General features: G+C 54.4%; 22 protein-coding genes. 5 read left to right on the forward strand and 17 right to left on the reverse strand.

The genetic code is table 11. The features are described 5' to 3' along the window. Positions 1 to 775: 775 nt before the first annotated feature. Positions 776 to 1996 (reverse strand): CobW family GTP-binding protein, encoded by a 1221-nt coding sequence (locus NYE69_RS21395; protein WP_340927825.1) that lies wholly within the window; start codon positions 1994 to 1996, stop codon positions 776 to 778. A 291-nt stretch (positions 1997 to 2287) separates the two neighbouring features. Between NYE69_RS21395 and NYE69_RS21400 the strand changes: the two genes are divergently transcribed. Next, positions 2288 to 2800 carry a MogA/MoaB family molybdenum cofactor biosynthesis protein gene (locus NYE69_RS21400; protein WP_036622434.1) on the forward strand — a complete coding sequence of 171 codons (513 nt, stop codon included), beginning with the start codon at positions 2288 to 2290 and terminating at the stop codon, positions 2798 to 2800. Positions 2801 to 2870: 70 nt separating this feature from the next. Here NYE69_RS21400 and NYE69_RS21405 read toward each other — a convergent pair whose 3' ends face one another. The 5 genes from NYE69_RS21405 to NYE69_RS21425 form a co-directional block, all read right to left on the reverse strand. Beyond that, positions 2871 to 3428, reverse strand: a complete 558-nt coding sequence (locus tag NYE69_RS21405) for a hypothetical protein (protein WP_340927827.1) — start codon at positions 3426 to 3428, stop codon at positions 2871 to 2873. Between the two features lie 92 nt (positions 3429 to 3520). Continuing rightward, complete coding sequence (locus NYE69_RS21410) at positions 3521 to 4519, reverse strand: acrylyl-CoA reductase family protein (RefSeq protein WP_340927829.1); 999 nt, start codon at positions 4517 to 4519, stop codon at positions 3521 to 3523. Positions 4520 to 4625: 106 nt separating this feature from the next. Beyond that, complete coding sequence (locus NYE69_RS21415) at positions 4626 to 6932, reverse strand: thiamine pyrophosphate-dependent enzyme (RefSeq protein WP_340927831.1); 2307 nt, start codon at positions 6930 to 6932, stop codon at positions 4626 to 4628. Positions 6933 to 6959: 27 nt separating this feature from the next. Beyond that, the gene (locus tag NYE69_RS21420; protein ID WP_036622426.1) at positions 6960 to 7967 is read right to left on the reverse strand and encodes a 2-oxoacid:acceptor oxidoreductase family protein; all 1008 of its coding nucleotides are present in this window, start codon (positions 7965 to 7967) and stop codon (positions 6960 to 6962) included. Positions 7968 to 8216: 249 nt separating this feature from the next. Further along, the gene (locus tag NYE69_RS21425) at positions 8217 to 9719 is read right to left on the reverse strand and encodes a DHA2 family efflux MFS transporter permease subunit (RefSeq protein ID WP_340927833.1); all 1503 of its coding nucleotides are present in this window, start codon (positions 9717 to 9719) and stop codon (positions 8217 to 8219) included. 192 nt (positions 9720 to 9911) lie between these two features. Here NYE69_RS21425 and NYE69_RS21430 point away from each other — a divergent pair, with 192 nt between their 5' ends. Then, positions 9912 to 10553, forward strand: a complete 642-nt coding sequence (locus NYE69_RS21430; RefSeq protein WP_340927835.1) for a TetR/AcrR family transcriptional regulator — start codon at positions 9912 to 9914, stop codon at positions 10551 to 10553. A 98-nt stretch (positions 10554 to 10651) separates the two neighbouring features. Here the strand turns inward: NYE69_RS21430 and NYE69_RS21435 are convergent, their stop codons facing one another. The 7 genes from NYE69_RS21435 to NYE69_RS21465 form a co-directional block, all read right to left on the reverse strand. Further along, positions 10652 to 12106 carry a nicotinate phosphoribosyltransferase gene (locus NYE69_RS21435; protein WP_278738323.1) on the reverse strand — a complete coding sequence of 485 codons (1455 nt, stop codon included), beginning with the start codon at positions 12104 to 12106 and terminating at the stop codon, positions 10652 to 10654. A 5-nt stretch (positions 12107 to 12111) separates the two neighbouring features. Continuing rightward, positions 12112 to 12660, reverse strand: a complete 549-nt coding sequence (locus NYE69_RS21440; protein WP_328270589.1) for a cysteine hydrolase family protein — start codon at positions 12658 to 12660, stop codon at positions 12112 to 12114. Between the two features lie 64 nt (positions 12661 to 12724). Further along, the gene (locus NYE69_RS21445; protein ID WP_036622418.1) at positions 12725 to 13504 is read right to left on the reverse strand and encodes an NUDIX domain-containing protein; all 780 of its coding nucleotides are present in this window, start codon (positions 13502 to 13504) and stop codon (positions 12725 to 12727) included. A gap of 17 nt (positions 13505 to 13521) precedes the next feature. Further along, complete coding sequence (locus NYE69_RS21450; RefSeq protein ID WP_278738321.1) at positions 13522 to 13914, reverse strand: PaaI family thioesterase; 393 nt, start codon at positions 13912 to 13914, stop codon at positions 13522 to 13524. 120 nt (positions 13915 to 14034) lie between these two features. Then, the gene (locus tag NYE69_RS21455) at positions 14035 to 14487 is read right to left on the reverse strand and encodes a RicAFT regulatory complex protein RicA family protein (protein WP_278738320.1); all 453 of its coding nucleotides are present in this window, start codon (positions 14485 to 14487) and stop codon (positions 14035 to 14037) included. A 31-nt stretch (positions 14488 to 14518) separates the two neighbouring features. After that, the gene (miaB, locus tag NYE69_RS21460; RefSeq protein WP_278738319.1) at positions 14519 to 16069 is read right to left on the reverse strand and encodes a tRNA (N6-isopentenyl adenosine(37)-C2)-methylthiotransferase MiaB; all 1551 of its coding nucleotides are present in this window, start codon (positions 16067 to 16069) and stop codon (positions 14519 to 14521) included. Between the two features lie 160 nt (positions 16070 to 16229). Continuing rightward, positions 16230 to 16436 carry a DUF1657 domain-containing protein gene (locus NYE69_RS21465; protein ID WP_036622410.1) on the reverse strand — a complete coding sequence of 69 codons (207 nt, stop codon included), beginning with the start codon at positions 16434 to 16436 and terminating at the stop codon, positions 16230 to 16232. A 184-nt stretch (positions 16437 to 16620) separates the two neighbouring features. Between NYE69_RS21465 and NYE69_RS21470 the strand changes: the two genes are divergently transcribed. The 3 genes from NYE69_RS21470 to spoVAD are packed head-to-tail and all read left to right on the forward strand — an operon-like array spanning position 16621 to position 19004. Next, on the forward strand, positions 16621 to 17481 hold the full coding sequence (locus NYE69_RS21470; RefSeq protein WP_278738318.1) for a DUF421 domain-containing protein: 861 nt from the start codon (positions 16621 to 16623) through the stop codon (positions 17479 to 17481). Positions 17482 to 17500: 19 nt separating this feature from the next. Beyond that, positions 17501 to 17989 carry a stage V sporulation protein AC gene (spoVAC, locus tag NYE69_RS21475; protein ID WP_278738317.1) on the forward strand — a complete coding sequence of 163 codons (489 nt, stop codon included), beginning with the start codon at positions 17501 to 17503 and terminating at the stop codon, positions 17987 to 17989. Between the two features lies 1 nt (position 17990). Beyond that, positions 17991 to 19004: a stage V sporulation protein AD gene (gene spoVAD, locus NYE69_RS21480; RefSeq protein WP_340927841.1), complete on the forward strand. Its 1014-nt coding sequence runs from the start codon at positions 17991 to 17993 to the stop codon at positions 19002 to 19004. Positions 19005 to 19098: 94 nt separating this feature from the next. Here the strand turns inward: spoVAD and pduL are convergent, their stop codons facing one another. The 4 genes from pduL to NYE69_RS21500 all read right to left on the reverse strand — a co-directional run bounded on the left by pduL (position 19099) and on the right by NYE69_RS21500 (position 23601). After that, positions 19099 to 19671, reverse strand: a complete 573-nt coding sequence (gene pduL / locus NYE69_RS21485) for a phosphate propanoyltransferase (RefSeq protein ID WP_155619477.1) — start codon at positions 19669 to 19671, stop codon at positions 19099 to 19101. A gap of 120 nt (positions 19672 to 19791) precedes the next feature. After that, the gene (locus tag NYE69_RS21490) at positions 19792 to 20658 is read right to left on the reverse strand and encodes a 2-oxoacid:ferredoxin oxidoreductase subunit beta (protein WP_155619478.1); all 867 of its coding nucleotides are present in this window, start codon (positions 20656 to 20658) and stop codon (positions 19792 to 19794) included. Beyond that, positions 20645 to 22420 (reverse strand): 2-oxoacid:acceptor oxidoreductase subunit alpha, encoded by a 1776-nt coding sequence (locus NYE69_RS21495; RefSeq protein WP_213511143.1) that lies wholly within the window; start codon positions 22418 to 22420, stop codon positions 20645 to 20647. The genes NYE69_RS21490 and NYE69_RS21495 overlap by 14 nt, the downstream gene beginning before the upstream one ends. 218 nt (positions 22421 to 22638) lie before the next feature. Next, positions 22639 to 23601, reverse strand: coding sequence for a dipeptidase (locus NYE69_RS21500; protein ID WP_213511145.1), 963 nt, complete (start codon positions 23599 to 23601; stop codon positions 22639 to 22641). Positions 23602 to 23683: the final 82 nt, after the last annotated feature.

Below are 23683 nucleotides of genomic sequence, written 5' to 3' on the forward strand. Positions count from 1 at the left end.
AACGGCCCCAGCTTTCTGGATCTCCAGTCTTTTTCTAACGGTTGTACTCGAGCTTATTTCGCCAATAAGACGGTAATTCAATTTCTAACGGTTGTGGTTGATCTTATTCAGTGAATAAGGCTCGAAATCCGTAGAAGAAAGGCAAAATAAGCTCTGTCGCAACCGTTAAATTTAATTTCACCTCTATTTTATCAAAATAACGGCGATCACAACCGTTAGAATGATAAACTAGGCTTGAAGGCGCGCATCTTCATCCTAAGTATTCAGTTTTCCAGCACGATGGTATTTGGATCAGGGCCTCAGGGAACGGAACGCCGCTGAACAAATAAAGCCAAGTTGCTTGAGAAGGCGGCAAGCGAAAAATATAAGGGCAAAAAAGGCCGTTATTCCGGAGATATCCGCCCATTTGAGAGAAATAGAGGCGATTTATGCCGCTATTTTCCCCCGTCGTAAGGAAATGCCGGTAATCTGCCCCATTCATAGGAATATAAGTACATAAAATGCCCCTAATGGGGATGAACACGCCCGGCTCCAGATATTAAGTACATAAAGTGCCGCTATTTTGAACGCCGACGGCTGGCCGTTGCATTTAACTGGCTGTATAAGCGCCGATCCGATACTTAGGGTTGAGCCCATTGTTCACCCTGTTTTCACAGTTCCCAGAACGCGTTGCTGCGGCGCGTGTCGGCAGTGGGCGGGGGTTGGACGACTTGGTCCATCCGGCCCTCCGCTTTCGGAAATCGAGGTCCATCCGGCCCGATTTTCTGCACCGCTTCTACGCTTGTTTGCGTTCAAGTTCTTTTAAGCGCCGCGCGATCAGCTCCCGTTCGAAATGCTCGCCGATGAACACGGCCACATCCGGCACCTCGCCTTGCGGCGTAATTTTCAAGTAATCCGCTTCCCGGTAGGCGTATTGGAACAGGAAGCGGCTGGCCGTGTCGGTAAAGGTCAAAACGCCTTTGCCCCGGTACACTTCGCGCGGCAGTTCGGCAATAAACCGTTCGAATTCCTCGCTGTCCACCGGCCCGTTAAAATAGTGAGTATACACGGTAACATGCTCATGTGATGTATGGGGGTGATGGTGGTCGTGGTCGTGATCATGGTTATGGTTATAGTTATGGTCATGGTTATGCTCATGTGATGCAAATTCGTGCTCACGTTCATGCTTGCGCTCGTGTTGATGCTCATGTTCGTGTCCGTGTTCGTTCTTATGTTTGTGTTTGTGTTTGTGTTTGTGTTCGTGCTTGTGTTCGTGCTTGTGTTCGTATCCGTGCTTGTGCTCATATTGATGCTCGTGTGGAGGTTCAAGTACTTGCCCATGTTCGTGCCCATGCCCATAGTCGTTCTCTTCATGACCAAGCCGGAGATCGCGCCCCCCGGAACCTGACCGTCCTCCGCTCAACAAACCGGGAATGTCGACCTCACATTTCAAAGCGGGCACGATTTGCGCGTATGGGTTTAGCTTGCGCAGTAAATCGGTCATTTCCCGCTGCCGCCCCTCGCCGATCATATCGATCTTGTTCAGGATAAGGACGGACCCGCAGCGGATTTGTTCCAGCATTAAACGGTAGGTTTTCCCCTTTTGCAAATCGTGCAGCTCGGCCAAATGCGCCGCGTCCACGACGGTGATCATCGGTTTTATCTCCAGCTTCAAATACAGCGACACTTCGGTGACCGCGTCGAATATCTCCAGCGGATTGCCCGCCCCGGTCGCCTCGATGACGACCAGATCCGGCTTTTCCGCCGAGATCAGCTCGGCCATCTGTACGCTTAAATCCCCGCGGATCGTGCAGCAAATGCAGCCTCCCAGCATTTCCGCCATCGGCACTTCGCCCGGGACGAGCAGGCCGTCCAGGTTGACGTCCCCGATTTCGTTCATGATGACTGCCGGGCGCAAACCTTTATCCTGCCAAAACCGCAGTAATCGCTGCAGCAGCGTTGTTTTCCCGCTCCCCAAAAATCCGGACAATATATATACTGGCGTAATTTTCTCCATGACTTCCCCTCTTCTCCTTCTAGGCTGACCACCATGGCTATGGTTAGGCGGCTTTCGTTCCATCTGTACGAATGCGAGTTTACACCAAGCGGCAAGGACATGCAACCCTATTTCAAGCCCTATTCCACGCCCCTATTTCAAGCCGCTGTTTCACACTCTTTTTTTTAAGTCGCTATTTCACACTCTATTTCAAGTCCTTATTTCACGCCGCATTTCATGCCGAGATGTTTTGCCCAGGAAGTGATAAAATGGGATTAACTCTATCTCAACCTGAAAGGAATCGATTTAAAGATGAGATCTGTAGATGAACATCGGAATGAAGCGCCGGATCAAGTATCATGCCTGGTGGTCACAGTATCGGACACGCGGACGGAAGAAACGGACAGCAGCGGCCGGCTGATCAAAGAGCTGCTGCAGCAGAACGGTTACCGGGTTGCCAGGTACGTCATCGTCAAAGACGATTACGACGGGATTCGCCAGCTGCTGCGCGAAGCGGCCTCCGACCGCAGCATCGAAGCGGTGCTGCTTACCGGCGGAACCGGGATCGCGCCCCGGGACACGACGTATGAAGCGGTCCGCAGCTTGCTGAATAAAGAGATGCCCGGATTCGGCGAAATTTTCCGCTATCTCAGCTTTACCGAGGATATCGGAGCCGCCGCGATTCTTAGCCGGGCGATTGCCGGAACGATCAGCAACAAAGCCGTGTTTTCCATGCCCGGTTCGCAAGGGGCCGTCAAACTCGCCATGGAGCGGATCATCATCCCCGAACTGCGCCATGTGATGCGGGAAATTTACAAAAAATAATATCCCCAAAAAAATAACCAACCTCTTACCGGGTGCGGCCCTGAAAAAGAGGTTGGTTATCGCTTCATAATTATTGGGCGGCGCGGTCCTGCATCCGCATCAAAAGACGGTCAAAGATCGTTTTCATTTGCTCGCGATATTGACTGTTTTTTTGCGCCGTGGAGGCGTAAACCAACGCCGCGTTGTCCCGGGTCCGTATGACGGAAGCCTGGCTGGCTGCAGCCGCCGCGTGAAGCCCCTTCTTTCCATCGCCGGATCCATCGCCGGAGCCGTAAATTTCCGTCATTTCGCGAATCCGGTCCTGCTCGCTGGGGAAAACGTGAACGATGATGAAATGCCGCGCGTCTCCGTTAATGAAATAACTGTAGCTGATATTCCCGTCAAGCCCTTCGGCATACGTTACATGCGTTAAACGGATTCCCTGCTCGGCGCACTCCGCCTTTAACGAACGCAGCAAGGAGGTGTTGAGCGTCGTTCCGCTCGTTAGCTGCCTTTGGTTGCCCTTCCGGTAGCTGTTCATATTGTATTTTTCCATTTCCTGCTTCGCCACTTTTTGCATCCCATTACCGCAGCCCGTGGACAACGATACCGCCAATACCAGGCCAAGACCGAGTTTACACCAATTCATGTCAATACCCCACCTTTGCACAAAGCTTTCGCTAGCCGCTCCGATGGGGTTAGGGTGTCTCGTATCCGCCCAGTTTATACCATCCTCTGGGTCTAATCTTTAAAATCGATCACCTGCCGGCCGACGGCCTGGCCGGAAAGGATCGTTTCCAGCGTTTGCGGAAGCTGCTCGGGGGGATATACGTTAATCCCTTCGTTCAGCGCGCGCTCCGGCTTCCATTCCCCGGCCAGCCGCTGCCATAACTGAAGGCGCAGTGGCGCCTGGCAAAAGACGGAATCGATGCCAAGCAGATTCACGCCCCGCAAAATAAACGGATAAACGGTGGTTTCCACGTTTCCGCCCGCAGTCAGTCCGGACAAGGCGACAGAGCCGCCGTATTTGACCGTTTTAAGCAAATCGGCCGTCATCGCGCCGCCAACCGGGTCAACGATGGCTGCCCAGCGTTCCTTGCCGAGCGCTCCTTTGGCTCCGGACGATGCCTCTTCCCGCGAGATCACGTCGGACGCGCCAAACGCCAGAAGTTTTTCCCTTACTCCGGTTTTGCCGGTGACGGCAACGACTTCAAACCCCAGCTTGGCGAGAATGGCCACGGCCATGCTGCCGACGCCGCCGGTCGCTCCCGCGACAAGGACGGGGCCGTCCTCCCGCGCCAGCCCGTTATCGAGCAGGCGTTGTACGGACAATGCCGCCGTAAAGCCGGCGGTGCCGATCGCCATCGCCTCCTGCGCCGTCAGCCCCTGCGGCAGCGGCACGAGCCAATCCCCTGGCACCCGGGCGATTTCGGCAAAGCCGCCTTCATGCGTTACGCCCAGCCCGTAGCCGGTGCACAGCACCAGATCCCCGGGCCGAAACCGCGCATCGCGCGATTCGGCGACTTCTCCGGCCAAATCGATCCCGGGGATAAACGGATACTTCCTCACGATTTTGCCGTCCGGAATGCTCGCCAGTCCGTCTTTATAGTTGACGCCCGAATAGTGGACGCGAATCGTGACCTCGGCATCGGGCAGGTCGGACAAGCCGATCGTCTCAAGCCCGGCGCGAAATCCCTGCTCGTCCTGATGCACGCGGAAGGCGCGAAATTGTTGTTCCATTGTTTTTCCTCCTAGCTTCGTCCAACCTTAAAGCGTTTTGCAAAAACGCACTTCGAAAGCATACGCTTCGGTGCTGAAACCCGACTTTTTGAACACTCATTTTACATCAAAGATAAGGATGCTCATGCTTGGCCAGCAGCATCTGCCAGCGGCGCTCGACCTCCCGTTCAAATTCGGCCAGCGCTTCGGCATTTTCCGGCTTCGTTAAATGGCGGGTTTTGCCCATCGTTTTCAGCCAGTCCGTCAATGGCACACGTTTACCCTTCTCCTCCGGGTTGTACGTAATCGTCGTCTGTCCATGCTCGACTTCGTACAGCGGGAAAAAGCATGAGTTCACCGCCGCATCGACGATATTTGTGCCCTGGTCGTCGGGGCTGATCCAGTTGAGCGGACAGGCTATCAATATTTTACCATAAACCAGCCCTTCGTTTTGCGCATACCACTGCGCTTTGGCCGCCTTTTTCACCAAATCCTGCGGATAAGCCTCGCTGCCCGTAAACACGTAAGGGATGTTGGTCGCCGCCATAATTTGCGCCGTGTCTTTATGCTGGAACGCCTTCCCTTTTTGCACCTTGCCGATATTGGACGTGGAAGTCCGGTGGCCCAGCGGTGTCGAATAGGACAATTGCGCCCCGGTGTTCATGTATCCTTCGTTATCGTACTCGATGATAATCATTTTATGATTGCGCAGCGCGGCCCCGATCGCCGGTCCCATGCCGATATCCATCCCGCCGTCGCCGGTGACCATCACGAACGTAAAGTCGTCCTTCAGGCCAAGATCGTCCAGTTCGCCCCGGCGTTTTCTTTCCCAAAACATCTCGACGACCCCGGACAGGGTGGCCGCGCCGTTCTGGAACAGGTTGTGAATATAGGTCGCTTTGTGGGAGGAATACGGATACCCTGTCGTTACGACCATCGCGCAGCCCGTATGGAACAGCGCCACGATGTCGCCTTCGATCCCTTTGAAAAACAGCTCCAAACCGGAGAAAATCCCGCAGCCCGGACAAGCGCCGTGCCCCGGAGCGATCCGCTTCGGCTTCTTCGTAAGCGAGCGCAACGGCGGAATCCGCACGCCCAGCTTGCCGGTCTCCTCATTTTTGGTCACGGTGATCAAGCCGGTCTTCAAATCTTCGAATTTGAGCGGATTCAATACCCGCTTCGGCGTTTTGTCCGGATCGCCCGGCGTATGGCCGTAATAATCGAACGGAACCTCAACATGTCCCTTCTCCGCGGCATCGATCGCCAGCTTGAAAAAGTGATGTCCGTCTTCGGCGTAAAACTCTTTGCCCCCGAGGCCGTAGATCCGGCTGATCACCTGCGTCGTATGGTTGCCGTGCGTAAACAGCGCCGCCTTGATCTCGTTGACCATGTTTCCGCCGTACGCCCCATAGGAATCACCGCGGTCGCCAACGGTGATCGCCTTGACGTTTTTGAGCGCTTCGGCGATTTGCTTCTGCGGGAACGGGCGGATCATGTTCGGCGCGATCGAGCCCGCTTTGATGCCTTGGCGGCGCAGGTCGTCAACCACGTCCTTGATGATTTCGGACGCCGAATTCATCAGGAAGACCGCGACTTCCGCATCCTCCATCCGGTACAGATCAAGCACCTTGTATTCCCGGCCGGTCAGCGCCTCGTATTCGCCGGCAATGCGCTCGAAAACGCGTTCCGCGTTGTACATCGCCACAGACTGCTGGTAGCAGTTGTTGATATAATCGGGCTCGTTCATATACGGGCCGACCGTAATCGGGTTGTTGCGGTCAAGCGTATGCGCAAACCCGGCCGGCGGACGTTCCCCGATGAATTTCAGCACGTCTTCTTGTTTCGCGAAGGTATGCACCCGGCGTTTTTGATGCGACGTAAAATAGCCATCCGAAGCGACGAGCACCGGCAGCCTTACCTCCGGATCCTCGGCCAGCTTGATCGCCATGATGTTCATGTCGTAAACGGCCTGCGGATCGCGGCACATCAGAATCGGCCAGCCGGTGTTCAGCGCAAAGTACAGGTCCGAATGGTCGCCGTGGATGTCAAGCGGCCCGGAGATCGCCCGGCAAACCAGGTTCATGACCATCGGGAAGCGGGTTCCCGACTGCACCGGCATTTGCTCCAGCATATACAAATAGCCTTGCGCGCTGGTCGCGTTAAATACCCGCCCGCCGGCGGTGGAAGCACCGTAGCAAATCCCGGCGGAGCTGTGCTCGCCGTCCGAAGGAATAAGCTTGATGTCATGTTGGCCGTTCGCTTTCATCAAATCGAGAAACTGCGCGACCTCCGTGGACGGGGAAATCGGAAAATACCCCATGATATGATAATTGATCTGGCTCGCGGCATAAGCGGCCATTTCGTTGCCCGACTCATACACGACGCGCTGTTCGACCGTGCCGGCGCGGCGTTCTGTTTCAATATCGATCGCCATATGTTTGTACCACCTTTCCCCTTAATATTAATGAACCGCCAAATCGAACAGATGCGGAACCCGATGCTCCTCCGCATAACCGTCTTCTTCCCGCTCCCCGGACAAAGCGTCCGTCGGACAAGCGTGAACGCATTTCAGGCAGCCTTTACAGTACTGGTAATCGATGCCTTTCAGGAACATCTGCGGCCGCCCTTTTTTATCCGGCTGTTCTTCCCATACAAAGCAATTGTCCGGACAAACATTGTCGCAAGCCGCACAATTGATGCAAGTTTCCGCTTTAAAATGCGGCATCATCCCGGAGCGGGAAATGCTGAGATCTTTCAGAATGCTGTTGCCCGGATTGACGACAATACCGCCGATCGGCTGGGTTTCATACCCGAGCATCGGCGTATCGGCGCGTACGAAAGCGGGCATGCTGACGCCTTCCGGCAGCGCAAACGTTTCAAACACAACCTCGTTATATCCGCGGTCAAACGTCGCCAAAGCGGGCGCCACCGTCTGCGGATATTTCTTCTCCAGCGATTTGCGGATAACGTCTTTCATCGTTTCCGGATCAAGGAACGGGCATAACCGGAACAAAGCCCCGAGCATCGCCATATTGACCCGGTTCTTCTCCTCAAGCGCGATCCCGGTCGCATCGATGACGGCGATCGTCCCGCCGACAAGCTTCATTTTTTCCTTGAGCTCTTGCGGAGTTTTGCGCGAATTGACAAGTACGGTGCTGTCCTCGTAAATTCCGCTGATGACGTTCACCGTTTTGGATAACGCCTCCTGAAAAATGCCGACGATATGCGGCCGTTCCACCGGCGACGTATCGCGGATCGGCGTATTTAAGTCGCAAAACCGGATATGCGCCTTTACCGGGGAGCCTTTTTTCTCCGAGCCGTAAGACGAGAAGCTGACCCCGTTGAAGCCAGCTCCCTCCACCCCGGCTTCCGCCAGCATTTTGCCGGCCAGGTTGGCTCCCAAGCCTCCAATGGATTCCAAACGAATTTCAAAAAAACCAAGTTCATTTACTTTCGGCAACTGTACCACGCGTTTGGCCCCCTCCTTCTCGCATAGCGAGTTTATTAACAGCGTTAAAACAAACTATCGATGAATGACAATACAGCATGACTTTGTTAATTTTTAAAATATCACAGAAGACGTGTGACTTATGTAACAAATGTCATATATACATTCTTGATTTGCGCCGCCAAATAAACAAAAAGCGAGAGCCCTCCGACCTGCCGGAGATGCTCTCGCTTCAACCTATATCCCGTTTTCATTGCATCCTTGCTTCATCTAATGTCCGATCATCACTCCAGGGTCCGCCTGAGCCCCTTCGCCGGCCTGCGCTTCGGCAGGTTCGGCCTGCTTTTTCGGTCTGGACAGCATCAGGGTAAGCACAAAACCGGCGGCGGCCAGGCAAGACGCCACAAAGTAAGTATCGCCGAACCCGGCCGCAGCGGCCTGCAGCGAATCGCTTCCTCCCTTCAGCGCCGCCTCCGCCATATGGCTGTTGATCCGCGAGGTTAAATACCCGGTTAACCCGGCGACCGCAAAGGACACGATCACCTGCTGCGCGGCGGTCATCAGCGGCGTGACCCGGGCGACCAAATGGCGCGGCGCGGAGTTCAGGATATGGGTGTTCAGCGGCATCATCGTTAGCCCCATACCGCTGCCGAGCAGCCCGAGCGGAAGCAAAACCATGCCGAGGCTGGTGTCCGCCGTGATCCGCGACAGCAGGAACAAGGCGGCGGATACGATGCCGAGGCCGATAAATGCGAGCGGGCGGGCTCCCACCCGGTCAAACAGCCGTCCGCTGATCGGCATGAAGAAGGCCGAGGCCAGCGCTTGAGGAAGCAGGAAAATCCCGGTTTCGAAGGCGCTGTAGCCTCTCACCTGCTGCAGGTATAGCGGCGTTAAAATCATCGAGCCGAACAACGCCGCCTGAGCAATCCAGACCAGCACGATCCCCCGCGTAAAATGGGAGGAACGGAACACCTTCAGCTCCAGCAATGGCTGCTTATGTCTGAATTCAACGATGATGAAGAGAAGCAAAGCCATAGCGCCAACGCTGAGCCCCGTAATCGTAGCCGCGGAAGTCCAGCCTGCGCCTCCTTCGCCGACCCCAAAGGTCAGCATCGCAAAGGCGATAGGGGCTAAAATCATCCCGAACATATCCAACCGCGGTGCTTCCCGCCGTTCGGATTTCGGCAAAAAACGCAGGCCCACCAACAAAGCGATGATGCCGATCGGTAAATTGATCAGAAAAATCCAGTGCCAGCTTAAATTTTCGACCATCCAGCCGGACAAAACCGGACCGAGGGCCGGCGCCAGCAGCATCGGCACGCCGAGCGCGCCCATGACCGCGCCGCGCTTATCCGGAGGGGCAAGCTTGAACACCATCGCAAAACCGATCGGCGAGACCATCCCGCCTCCCAAGCCTTGAATGATGCGGAACACGATTAATTGGGCCGGCGTCTCGGCCAAAGCGCATAAGACCGAACCAATGGTAAACAAGGCGATCGTAATCAGGAAGATCCGCTTCTCGCCAAATTTATCGGTCATCCAGCCGGCCAAGGGGATCACGGCGGATAACGCAAGTGTGTATCCGGTGATCGTCCACTGCACCGTTTTCAAATCCGTGGCAAAATAATCCACCAGCCGGGGGACGGCGACATTGACCACCGTACTATCCAATATGACCATAATCATGCCGACAATGACGGCTAACATCGGCGCAATGATGGAGCGGATGGAAAACTCTTGGGCGTTGGCCGGGTTTCCCGCAGTATTCGGCATACTCTCTCACTCAACTTTCTATCCAAGGTTTAAACAACGTTTTAAACATTGTTTAATTTAATATTAAATATCCCTCCCCCGGTTTTGTCAAGCGAACAGATTTTAATTTAAACTCGGATTCGCGGATTTAATCCCGCGTTGACATTTGGTATACTTATGCTGAGATGATTTACGCCATAAAGGAGCGGAATTATGGGCTACTGTGCCGATCATGGGCTGACCACCAAAAAAAATATTTTAAACGCAACGCTGGAGCTCATTAAAACGGAGGGTGCCGATCAAGTCACGCTGCGCAAAATCACCGCGGCCGCCAATGTCAACCTGGCGCTGGTCAACTATTATTTTGGTTCAAAGGACAAGTTGATTAACGAGGCGCTGAAAATGCTGCTAACCTCGTTTCAAGACAACTTTACCGTACTTGACGACACCGCCCTGAATCCGAAAGACCGCTTGAAAGCGTTTATGCTTCAATATGTCGACTACATTTCCCAGTATCCCGGGCTGCTTCAGGAGGTTCTCGGCAAAGGAAACATCACGTTTGAATCCAATCAGGAGTTCAGCAGCTTCTTAAAGACGACCGGTTTCAACAAAATCAGATCTACGGTGGGGGAAATTACCGGGGAGGCGGATCCGGAGATCCTCAACATCATGATGCTGCAAATCAACGCCGCCGTGTTGTTTCCGATCATCATGATGCAGCATATCAAGCATATCGCCGGCGATCCCGACCGCAATGCGGTCGAGCGGCAAATCGATATATTGTTTAAGCATTATTTCGCCAGATACTGCGAACAGGACGTGTCGAATCAAAACCGGGAGAACGCCGATTTATAGCGGTTTTTGCGCTTTCCCGAGAAATATTCCCCGCGGGTGCCCATGCAAAAAAAGATTGCTTTAACGGCAACACCGCCGCAAAGCAATCTTTTTTCGCTCTAGTCTTCCTGATGCCCCAAATAATCCTCAATCATTTTCTGCTTCAATTCCCAAGCTTCCTGGCTTAAGCTGATGCGGTAGATTTCCGGGTTCAGCTTGCGCAAATACTCCGGCCAAAACAGGCTTAGCTGCGTTTGATGATATTTCCGGATCTCCTCCAGCGACGGCAGCTCGTAAACCAGCTCGCCATCCTCGAAAATCGGCTGCAGCATGGACACGGCCTCGTAGTTTTTCACCGATTTCTTGATATAAGGATGGACGGGGTCGAACAGCCGCAGGTTGCCGCCGCTCCTAGCCTGCTGCTCATGCGGAAAACAAACGTAATCGGCCATCGCCTTGCCGCTTTCCTTACTGACGATGCGCAGCACGTCTTTTTTGCCGGGGGTCGTCACTTTTTCCGGGTTGCCGGAAATTTTGATCGTCGGTTCCATCCGGCCGCCGATTTCCCGCTCCACCAGCTTGTATACGCCGCCGAGCGCCGGCTGGTCCGCCGCGGTAATCAGCTGCGTGCCGACGCCCCAAATATCGATTTTCGCCCCTTGGGCTTTCAGGTTGAAAATCGTATTCTCATCCAAATCGTTGGAGGCCACGATTTTCACGTAAGGCAAACCGGCTTCGTCAAGCATTTTGCGCGCCTGGATCGACAAATACGCCAAATCGCCGCTGTCCAGCCGGATGCTGCTCAGCCGCTTCCCCTGCGCCTCAAGCATTTTGGCCGTTTGGATAGCGTGCGGCACCCCGCTCTTTAACGTATCGAACGTATCGACCAGCAGCGACACCTGGTCGGGCAGCGCTTTGGCGTACCGTTCAAACGCCTCCTGCTCGGAATCGAAAATTTGCACCCATGAATGGGCGTGCGTTCCTTTGGTCGGAATGCCGAAAATTTCGCCGGCCAGCAAATTCGAGGTGGCGTCGAAGCCGGAAATATACGCGGCCCTCGCGCCCCAAATGGCGGCATCCGCTTCCTGCGCCCGGCGGGTCCCGAACTCCAGCAGCACGTCGTTCTCCGCCACCCGCTTCACCCGCGAAGCTTTAGTGGCGATCAGCGTCTGAAAGTTCATGAAGTTAAGCATCGCCGTTTCCACGAGCTGTGTCTCCATAATCGTCCCTTCCACGCGGATCAGGGGTTCATTCGGAAAGCAAAGCGCCCCTTCCTTCATCGACAGCAGCGTGCCGCCAAACCGGAAATTGCGCAAAAGCTCGAGAAATTCCGGCTTGTAGTTTTCCTCCTGCTTGGCTAGATAGTTCAGGTCCTTCTCCGTAAAACGCAGATTGCGAATATACTCCACGATCCGTTCCAGGCCCGCAAACACCGCATACCCGTTGCCGAAAGGCAGCTTGCGGAAATAAGCTTCGAACACCGTCTGTCTCTCATGCGTTCCGTTCGCCCAATGGGCGTAAATCATATTGATCTGATATTTATCGGTATGCAGCGCTAACCCTTCGGTCGGCATCTTTCTCATCCTCTCTGGCTGTTGATTACATGTGCTCCCAAACTGCTGCGGAAGTGGCCAAGCGCCCAGGCATGGCCTTCCGAATTAAAGCTGGCCACCGCATCTTCATATACGGTTATGGCAAATCCTTTGTTATAAGCGTCCACCGCTGTGTGCAGCACGCAGATATCGGTGCAAACCCCGATCAAATGGACTTCCCGAACGCCGCGTTCCCGCAGCTTCAGCTCCAGATCGGTTCCGCAAAAAGCGCTGTATCTCGTTTTGTCCATCCAATAAATCCGCTCGGCGTTCCGCTTATACACATCCGCCAATTGACCGTACAGGTTGCGCCCTTCCGTACCACGGAGATTATGGGGCGGGAACAGCTTTGTTTCCGGATGCCACGGGTCCCCTTGTTCATGCAGATCGACGGCCATCACGACAAAATCCCCTCTGCCCGCGAACTCCTCCGTAAGCCGGCAAACCGCCGGCTCGATCGCCACCGCCGGCTCTCCTACCGGCAGGCTCCCATCCACAAAATCGTTGGTATAATCGATCACGATCAAAGCTTTCATCGTCTCTTCCCCTCTCCTGTTTGATTACGCCCGGGTTGCAAGATATGTAAAAGTAAAGCTTGGGTTACGTGTAAATCGACAGCTGCGGCGTATAATCGGTAAACCGGTACAATTGCGCGGGCCGCTGCGAGTACTGGTTGGACAGCATCGGCTTGCCGTTTTCATCGCGCACTTCCTCCAGAATCCCCTGCCGGCTGCGTGTCGAAGTGATTTTACGGATGAAATTCAGCTCGGCAAAATCCGGAACGACCGTTTGAATGACCTGATACAATTCACCCAGCGTAAAATGAGGAGGGAGGAACTGCTTGGCGATCGTCGTCTGCAGCATTTGCTGCTGGATTCTTTTGTAGGCGTCCTGCAAAATTTCACGGTGGTCAAACGCCAACTGCAGTTCCTCCAGCGCTTCGCGTACGGTGAACAGGCCTACCTCCTGTGCATCGTCGGCGGATTGGCGTTTTTCCAGAACCCACTCCTCCACCAGCGCAAAAAAAGCGTGGGAGATGATCCAGCCCCGCGGATCCCGCCCCGGCGCGCTGTATACGCCCAAATACTCCAGATGCGACCCGTCGACCCCGGTCTCTTCCTTCAGCTCTCTTCGCGCCGTTTCATACAAGGATTCGTCCTCCTGCGAAAAGCCTCCGGGCAGCGCCCAGGCTCCGGCGAAAGGCCAGCTGCGGCGCTTGATCAGCATCACCTTCAGATCGAATCGCGGCAGCGATTTCGTCGCCGCTTTGCGTTCCTGCCTGGTCAGCGTAAACATTACGATATCGGCGGGAATGCCGTCCGGGGTGCGATATTTCTTAACCTCATTAATTGGTTTTTTCTGCTCTTCTTTTTCATTCATCCCATATTCACCATCCCTTATTTGGGCAGCCGGAACGTCGCTGTCGAAATGCAGCCAAGCGTTCCTGCTCCATCCCGGACCTCGGAACGGAGCGTCATGGTCCGATGGGTCTCATGCAGCGGAAACGCCGCAGCGACAAGTTCGCCGATCCGCATCGGGCTCAGGAAGTTGACGTTCAGATGGGTCGTGACCCCCAAACGTCCTTTAACGGCGCCCACCAGCATGCCCATCGCCTGGTCCATCATCGAAGACAATACGCCCCCGTGCACAATCCCCATCGCATTCAAATGCGAGGTTCCCGCCGTTAAACCCAGCTCTACGCGGCTTGCGTCCGCCGAAATAAGCCGAAGCCCCAATAACCCCCAGAACGACTGCTCATCCCGGCGCATGATTTCCTCACTCCAACTCATGGATTAGCCTCCTATGCTCTCTATATAATATTCCGAAGATGCCCTGCGTTCAGTCGGGCAAAGCGGCGTTTTCTATTCAAAAAGTGCGGAGGAACATGCCTCCGCACCGCCATAATCAGCCTATTCCCCGTATCCCGAAGTCACGGCCGGTTCGCTGCCGGACTCCACGTTTACCTTGTTCGCCACCGTGTCGCGGATCACCGAAACGACCAGCTGGAGCAGGTAGTTTATATCGCTTTGGCTTTGCTGAAACTCCGTCACCAGCGGAATTTCGTCGAGTTCGTCCTGAAGCGCCGCGATCTCTTGTTCGATCTTCTCTACCATCGCCTTGTTTTGGAATGTCTCGAAAGCGACGATTTCCTTTTGCTTCTTCTTGATCGCGCTGATCAAAGTTTGCACCCGCTCATGCTCCTGAATGAGCTTTTCGGCCTTTTTGAACTGCTCTACCTCTTCGCTTGTTCCGATCAACTCGGCCAGTTCTTTCGCTTTGGCCATAATGTCCGCGCGGATCACCAGATCCCGGGAGTCAAATTTCGGAATTCCGCAATCGGTATGTTCGGTATGCTGCTCCACCTTTGATTACCTCCTAACAGTTCTTTGGGACTTACGCCATCTTGGCGGTTTGCGATACGAGGACCCCTTTGGTAAACCATGTCATCGGGTCCGTAATTTCCACATCGACGAAATTGCCGATCAGTTCCGGGCCGCCTTCGAAATGGACGAGCTTGTTGCTGCGGGTGCGGCCGGACAGCATGTTCGGGTTGTTTTTGCTTTCGCCTTCCACCAGCACTTCCACGATTTGGCCGCGTAGTGCGTCGTTGCTGCGCCGGCTGAATTCGTTTACGGTGTCGTTCAGCCGCGCCAGCCGCTGCTTTTTCACTTCGAGCGGCACGTTGTCTTCCATCACCGCCGCCGGCGTTCCTTCACGAGGTGAATAAACGAACGTATATGCAGAGTCGTAGCCGACCTCGCGCACGAGCGACAGCGTCTCTTCGAATTGCTCCTCCGTTTCGCCCGGGAAACCGACGATAATGTCCGTCGTCAGCACGACGCTTGGAATCTTCGCCTTGATTTTGCGGACGAGCTCCAGATAATGCTCGCGGGAATATTTCCGGCTCATTTTCTTCAGGATTTCGCTGCTTCCCGACTGCACCGGCAAATGGATATGCTCGACCAGGTTGCCGCCCTTGGCCAGCACGTCGATCAGCGCATCGTCGAAATCGCGCGGATGCGACGTCGTGAAGCGAACGCGCGGAATATCGATTTTGCGGATATCGTCCATCAAATCGGCAAATGTATACTTGATGTCGGTAAAGTCCTTGCCGTAAGCGTTGACGTTCTGCCCGAGCAAGGTCACCTCTCTATACCCTTGACGCGCCAGCTCGCGCACCTCGGCGATCACGTCCTCCGGACGGCGGCTGCGCTCCTTGCCGCGCGTAAACGGCACAATGCAATAGGTGCAGAACTTGTCGCACCCGTACATGATGTTTACCCAAGCGCGCATGCCCTCGCGTTTTTTCGGCAGGTTTTCGATGATGTCGCCTTCCTTGGACCAAACCTCGACGACCATCTCCTTGCTGAACAGCGCTTCCTGAATGAGATGCGGCAAACGGTGTATATTATGGGTACCGAAAATCATATCGACAAACCCGTGCTTATGCAGGATGCGGTTGACGACGCCTTCCTCCTGCGACATGCAGCCGCAGACGCCGAGCAGCAGATCGGGCTTCTCCGTCTTTAAGCCCTTCAGATGGCCCAGTTCGCCAAACACTTTATCCTCGGCGTTTTCGCGGATTGCGCAGGTATTCAGCAGGATAATGTCGGCTTCCTTGCGGTCTTCCGTAGGCGCGTATCCCATTTGCTCCAGCAGGCCTTTGATCGTTTCGGTGTCGTGTTCGTTCATTTGGCAGCCAAACGTATATACAATGTACCGTTTGCCCGTGCCGAGGCCCTTCAGCTCCTCCGGAACGGCATTTTCGTACAGCACTTGAACGTTTTCCTTGCCCCGCTGCTTCTCCATCCGGTGATTCGGTTCGGATAAAATCTGAATGTCTCTTCCGCGGATTCTAATCTTCTTGCCCCGTTCATCCTCGGATATCACCCGGGCGTCCGAAAAATCAAAATACTTGGAATAATCTTTCGTTTCCTTAGCCATGATGCCCGCTCACTCCTTCAATCTATCTATTTGCGGTCCCAATGGACGATTCTTCATATCTAGAAAAAGGCATTACACTAAATTATAGCATGGTTCCTTGCCGATATCCAGAAAAAGACCCGCTCTATGAAAGAACGGGCCTTCCTTCGCAAAATTCAATTTAGAACCCTTTATATTGAGGCTCTTCGCTTTCCAGCTGCTGTACGCGGCTTTCCACTTGAGTCACGATTTGCTGCGTCTGTTTAGCGGCATCCGTGAACAGGTTTTTGGCTTGTTGGTTTTGCGTGTTCAGCGCAAATTGCTCAAGGTTGGCCTGAGCGCTTTTCAAAGAAGCCAGCGTCGTTTTGACTTGTGCTGCCACCGTCATGTTTTTCACCACCTTTGAAATGCAAAATCGTTAAGACACAGCATAATTTTGCCTGCTAACTGAATCTTCATGCGGCTTTTATTTTTCCATATTTTGTATTTAGTAAAAGTGGTTTGGCTCGCGCATAATGGGTTTAGTTCAACCCGATTTTTGACAAAAGCACTAAGCCGAAAGGAGTATCCGCATGCCGGTATGGCTGGAAGTCATAGTTAGAACGCTGGTGGCTGTCGTCGTTTTATATGTGCTTACTCGGTTGCTTGGGAAAAGGCAGGTTTCCCAGCTTTCCTTTTTCGAATATATCACCGGAATCACCATCGGCAGCATCACGGCTTACATCTCCCTCGATATCGGGACCCACTGGTATTTGGGGATCATTGCCGTCGCCGTTTGGTTTGCCGTGTCCTTTGGCATCGAATTTCTGCAGCTCAAGAGCAAAAAGGCCAGGGATTTGATCGACAGCAAAGGCACCGTTTTGATCAAAGACGGCAAGGTGATGGAGGATAATTTGAAAAAAGAAAGGCTCACCAACGAGGAATTGATGGCCCAACTGCGCAAAAAGAACATTTTCAAAGTCGCCGAGGTCGAATTCGCCGTAATCGAGCCCGACGGGGAAATCAACGCGCTGCCTAAAAAGGAATACCTGCCGCTGACCCCTTCCGATCTGGGCATCAAAGTTTCCCCCGAACCCGAACCGCAAACGGTCATCATCGACGGAAAAATCATGGACGAGCCGCTCGCCACGATGGGGCTGAACCGGCATTGGCTGAACACCCAGCTGGAGAAGCTCGGCGTCTCGCTCGACAATGTCAACCTGGGGCAAGTGGATGCGTACGGTCAATTTTACGCCGATTTGTACGATGATCAGCTGATGGTGCCGCAGCCGCAAGAAAAGGCGGTATTGCTGGCGGAACTGAAAAAATGCGAAGCCGATCTGGAAATGTTTGCCCTTTCGTCGGAGGAGGGCGAAGCCAAAAAGCTGTACGGCGATTGCTCGAACCGCCTGCAAAAGGTCATCGAAGGCGTCAAGCCGCTCTTATCATCGTAAACGAAGGAGGAATGGGATCATGGCCAAGAAACAAAACAAAAAACTGACGCCAACGCAGCAGCAATACCAACGGCTGGCCAATTCGCATGAGCCGAAGCGCCCGGTGGCCCTCAACTGCGTCCGGGCGTTTCTGGTCGGCGGGCTGATCTGCCTGCTTGGCGAATGCATTCGCCAGGCTTTTATTCATTTCGCCGGAATGAGCGAAAAAGAGGCGGCGAGCCCTACGGTGGCGGTGCTCGTTATTTTGTCCGTTCTGCTGACAAGCCTCGGCGTCTACGACAAGATCGCCCAATGGGCGGGGGCCGGGACGGCCGTGCCGGTGACCGGTTTTGCTAACTCGATGGCTTCCTGCGCCATCGAGCACCGCGCCGAAGGATTGGTGCTTGGCGTCGGCGCCGGGATGTTCAAGCTGGCCGGTTCGGTCGTCGTGTTCGGCACGGTAGCGGCGTTTATTGTCGGGATCATCTACGCCATCTTCGTTCCGGGCTACGCCGGAGGAGGTCATTGACATGCTGAAGGGACATCAAAGCTGGGTGTTTGAGAACAAACCGAAAATCATCAGCACCGCCACCGTCGTTGGCCCGTTCGAAGGCCAGGGACCGCTCGCCGAAGATTTCGACATCATCCACGCCGATTTGTATTTGGGGCAGGACAGCTGGGAAAAAGCCGAGAAAACTCTGATGGAGGAGTCGGCCAAGCTGGCGATCGAAAATGCCGGCCTGACGAAAGAGCAGATTTCTTTCCATTTCGGCGGCGATTTAATGAACCAGATCATCAGCACCAGCTTTGCCGCCCGGACGTTAAGCATTCCTTATGTCGGCATGTTTGGGGCATGCTCCACCTCGATGGAAAGCCTGGCGCTCGCTTCCTTTGTCGTGAACGCGGGGGGCGCCAGATACGCGCTGGCCGGCACGTGCAGCCATAACGCCAGCGTTGAGAAGCAATTTCGCTACCCGACGGAATACGGTTCGCAAAAACCGCCGACAGCGCAATTTACCGTCACCGGGTCCGGTTCGGCCGTCGTATCGCTGAAGGGGACAGGGCCTTCGGTGACGGCGGCCACCATCGGCAGAGTGGTCGACATGGGCATTACCGATCCGCTTAATATGGGAGCGGCGATGGCGCCGGCGGCCGTCGACACGATTCAAGCGCACTTGCGGGATTTGGAAATCGCCCCCTCCTACTATGATCTCATTGTGACGGGCGACCTGTCCAAAGTCGGTTACGCGATCGCCAACGATCTGTTTAAACGCCATAATGTGCCCATTCAGGAGACAACATATAAAGACTGCGGGATGATGATTTACGATTACGAAAAGCAGCAGGTGCAGGCGGGGGCCAGCGGATGCGCCTGCTCGGCCGTCGTGACCTACGGGCACCTGCTGAACAAGATGAAGCGCGGCGAACTAAACCGGATTCTCGTTGTCGCCACCGGCGCGCTGCTCTCTCCGCTCTCCTACCAGCAAGGGGAAAGCGTTCCGTGCATCGCTCACGCCGTAGCGATCGAACGCTCCGAAGGCTAAATCTATGGGAAAACGTCAAGGGCTTGCTCCCGGCACATCTTCTGCCGGGAGCAAGCCCTTCTCCATTGGTGTATCTATGATCATAGCAAAGCGATTAGTCGATGATCTCCGCCGTGTCCCCCGTTTTGGCTCCGGCGGCGTTCGCTTCGTCCGTATCGATATGCATGTCGAGCGCAAAGTTGTCCGAAACGCGCGCGATCACATTCTCGAACACCAAACCGCGTTCCCCGCCCAAACGGACTTTCAGCAGCTGCTTATCTTTAATGCCCCATTTCTCCGCATCCGAGGTATGGAAGTGAATATGGCGGGCGGCGACGATGACGCCTTTGTCCAATTCGATTTCGCCGGCCGGCCCTTTGACTTTGATGCCCGGCGTGCCTTCGATGTTGCCCGATTCACGAACCGGCGCCTTCACTCCGATCGCGAAGGAATCCGTACGGGAAATTTCCAGCTGGGAAGCCGGACGGGCCGGTCCCAAAATACGAACTTTATCGAATTGTCCTTTCGGTCCGATCACGGCCACCTGTTCATTGGCGGCAAATTGCCCCGGTTGGGACAACGGCTTGAACTCGGTCAGCTGATAGCCTTGGCCAAACAAAATTTCGATGTGCTCCTGGGTTAAGTGGATATGACGTGCAGAAACGCCGACAGGTACTGTCTTACTCATCTTTGCAAACACTCCTCGTATATTCTCTATGTCGATGACGATTCACATCGTTACCCATTATACACCTATTGTGTACAAAAAGGAAAAGACGTCCACCAAAAAAGGACGTCTTTCGAAATATTATCTAAATTCTGCTACAAGATTGTCAAACTCGGCTTCGGATATTGCCAGCTGTTGGTAAGCAAGCGGCTCTTGCTTAAAGCCGTGAACCAGATTTTCGTAGCTCTTCTTCTCCTTGTTCTGATAGATCAGGCCGGTAATCATGCTGCCCGTTTCCATCAGCTTCGCCATCGCCATCGCCCGGTTGGCCGGATCGTAATCCGGAATCGTATCGAGGTTGATAATGTTTTCCTTGAACCAGTCGTACGTGTTCACCTTGTTGAAGGTGACGCACGGGCTAAACACGTTGATCAGCGAAAAGCCTTCATGCTGGATGCCCTGCTCGATCAGCGACGTCAACTGCTTCAGATCGCTGGAGAAGGACTGGGCGACAAACGTTGCGCCCGACGCCAAAGCGATTTCCAGCGGGGACAACGTCGATTCCACCGACCCTTCCGGCGTGCTTTTGGTCTTGAATCCTTCGCCGCTGCGCGGGGAGGTTTGCCCTTTCGTCAATCCGTAAATCTGGTTATCCATTACGATGTACGTAATGTTGATGTTGCGGCGGATCGCATGCACCGTGTGCCCCATCCCGATGGCGAAGCCATCGCCGTCGCCGCCGGAAGCGATCACGGTGAGATCGCGGTTGGCCAGTTTGACGCCTTGCGCAATCGGAAGGGCGCGGCCGTGAATCCCGTGCAGGCCGTAGGCGTTGATATAACCGGAGATCCGGCCGGAGCAGCCGATCCCGGAGATGACGGCCAGGTTCTCCGGTTCCAGGCCTACATTCGCCGCGGCGCGCTGGATAGCGGCTTGAATGGAGAAATCCCCGCATCCCGGACACCAGTTTGGTTTAATGTTGTTTCGGAATTCCTTAAAGGTTGCCATTTTTCACCAACTCCTCCTGCGCTTTGTTTCCGGCCGCCTTCTTGCATTCTTCGTAAACATCCGAAGGAAGGAACGGATTTCCGTCATATTTCAGCACATTCGCGATCTTGTCGTGATGGCCGACATGCAGTTTGATCAGATTGGCCAGCTGCCCTGTCGCATTGTTTTCCAGCACGACGACTTTTTTCGCTTTGGCGACTTGCGGCAGCACCAGCTCCGTCGGGAATGGATGCAGCAGGCGAACCGTCATGTGATTCGTTTTGATGCCCTCCGCTTCAAGCTGTTTACGCGCTTGATCGATCGTGCCGCCGGTCGAACCCATGCCGACGATCAGCAGATCCGGTTCGGCGTGCGGGGCCTGCAGGTGAATCGGATCGCTCACTTCCACCTTCGCCAGCTTGCGCAGCCGCTTCTCCATCATCTTTTTCCGGTTGACCGGACTTTCCGACGGGCGTCCCGCCTCGTCGTGCTCCACCCCGGTCACATGGTGGATGCCGTTTTTCTCCCCGGGCAGAACCCGCGGCGAAATGCCGTTTTCGGTAAAGGCGTACCGGTTAAACATGCTCGAATCCTCGCGGTCCGGAATGTCCTTGACCAGGTAGCCGCGATCGATCGTAATTTTGTTGTAATCGAGCATCTCGCAGGACTGTTTGCCGAGCGACAGCTGCAGATCCGTGGCCAAAATGACCGGCACTTGATATTTATCCGCCAGATTGAAGGCCTGAACGGTATCGTAGAAGCACTCTTCAATGGAGCTAGGCGCCAGCACGATTTTGGGAATTTCGCCGTGCGTGCCGTAGATCAGCGCGTTGATATCGCTTTGCTCCTGCTTCGTCGGCAGGCCCGTGCTTGGACCGCCGCGCTGCGTGTCGACGATCACGACCGGCGTTTCCGTCATGCCGGCGAGGCCGATCGCCTCCATCATCAGAGACAAGCCCGGTCCGGCCGAGGCCGTCATCGCCCGCACGCCGCCATAACTGGCGCCGATCGCCATCGTAATGGCCGCGATTTCGTCTTCCGTCTGAATGACGGTGCCGCCGAATTTCGGCAATTTCTTGATTAAATATTCCATGATTTCGGAAGCAGGCGTAATCGGGTACGCGCTCATGATCCGGCATCCCGCGGCTACGGCGCCGAGGCCGATCGCATCGTTGCCGATCATGAACAGTTTCTGCTTGCCGTCGGCCGGCTCCAGCTTAAATTCTTCCAACGGACCGCCGGCCAGTTCCAGCACATAGTCCGCGCCCCGTTTAACCGCTTCGATATTTTTTTCGACAATGGCCGGCCCCTTGCGCCCGAATTCTTCCTCCACGGCTTTGTTGAACACCTCGAGCGGAAGTCCGAGCAGCGCCCAGGATGCGCCCGACGCCACCATGTTTTTCATTAGCGAAGTCCCGAGTTCTTCGGCAATGCTCGTAATCGGAACCGGGAACAATCCGGCATCCACGCCTTCGGGAACGGTGGGGTTAAATTTGGCATCGGCAACGATAACCCCTCCGCTGCGCAGTTCTTTGGCATTCAAGTCGATACTTTCCTGGTCAAAAGCGACTAAGATGTCCAAGTCGTCGGAAATCGCACGAATCGGCTTGGTACTGATCCGGATTTTGTTGTTTGTATGTCCGCCTTTGATACGGGACGAGAAGTGACGGTACCCGTACAAATAATAACCCAACCTGTTTAAGGCCGTCGAAAAAATCCGGTCCGTACTTTCAACCCCTTCGCCTTGCTGTCCACCGATCTTCCAAGACAATTGACTAATCAAGATCGCCCACCCCTTTAATCGTATCGCAATGGAAACTAAAATTATAAATCACACTCATAGAATGTAGACGTGTGAGACCTCACTGTTGGCCTCGCATTTTGTGAACATTCTGTTTCAGAGTCATGTCAATTTTATGTCTCCACCGGACAAAAAGCAAGCGTTTTCTCGACTTTTTCGTATAGTAGTTTTCGATTAATTCGATCTCGCAATTGGATGGATTAAAGCGCTTTCTCGCCTTTGGGCAGCCAGGCCCGCAGGAACGCGGCCGCATGGCCGTACAACCATCCGCGGACAAGCTCCTCCGGGTAATATTTCAGCAATGTTTCCTGCCATTGGGCGTAATGTCCGGCATGCCGCAGATCGCTCAAATGCGATTCGATGCCGTCGAAGTCGGAGCCGAACATGATCGTCCCCGCTCCCCCAAGCGAGCAAATCCGGTCCAGATGCGGCAAAATATCCCGGCTCGAAACGTTTCGGCCCTCTTTGACGAACCAGGGAACAAAGGTGATTCCGATCCGTCCGCGCAGTCGGACGATCTCCTTGATCTGATCGTCGCGCAAATTCCGCGCATGCCCGCAGACGCTATAAGCATTCGAATGCGAAGCGATAAAAGGTTTTCCCGCCCGATCGGCCAGCTCCGCCAGTTCCCAAAACCCCTTGACCGACAAATGCGATACGTCGAGGATAATTCCAAGTTCATGGCAGGCCTTGACCAACTCCAGGCCTTGCGGCGTAAACCCGCGGCCTTTGGGCTCCATTATGCCGTCGGCCGCCCAATTGGCATGATTCCACGTAATGCCGAGAAACCGAACCCCGCGCTCATAGCATATTCGCAGATAATGCAGGTTGCCTTCCAGCCCGTCGGCTCCTTCCAGCGACAGAAAGCCGCCGATTCCGCCTTTCCGCTCCAATGCCTCAAACTCTTCCGCCGTACGGATCTCGGACACGCCGAGGGTTTTTATTTTTTGCCGAAACAGGTCAAGCTGCCCCAGGACATGCTCCATTTTCGGTGTTCCCAAACGTTCGGAAAGAAAAATCGCAAAGCACTGCAGGGCAACGCCCCCGTCCTTCATTCGCCGCAAATTGACGTCCAGCCGTTCATCGCTGGCAAAATCAAGCGCCGGGTCAAGCATCATTTTGCTTAAAGCATCGCAATGAAAGTCAATCACCGGATATTTCAAAGCGGATTCCTCCTGTCCCATTTTCTAAAAATAACAAAAAAACCTGTCTACGTCGGGTTACGTCGTAAACAGGCATCATGTC

Origin of the sequence: Paenibacillus sp. FSL R5-0527, from assembly GCF_038008055.1 — a bacterium.
Lineage (GTDB): Bacteria > Bacillota > Bacilli > Paenibacillales > Paenibacillaceae > Fontibacillus > Fontibacillus macerans.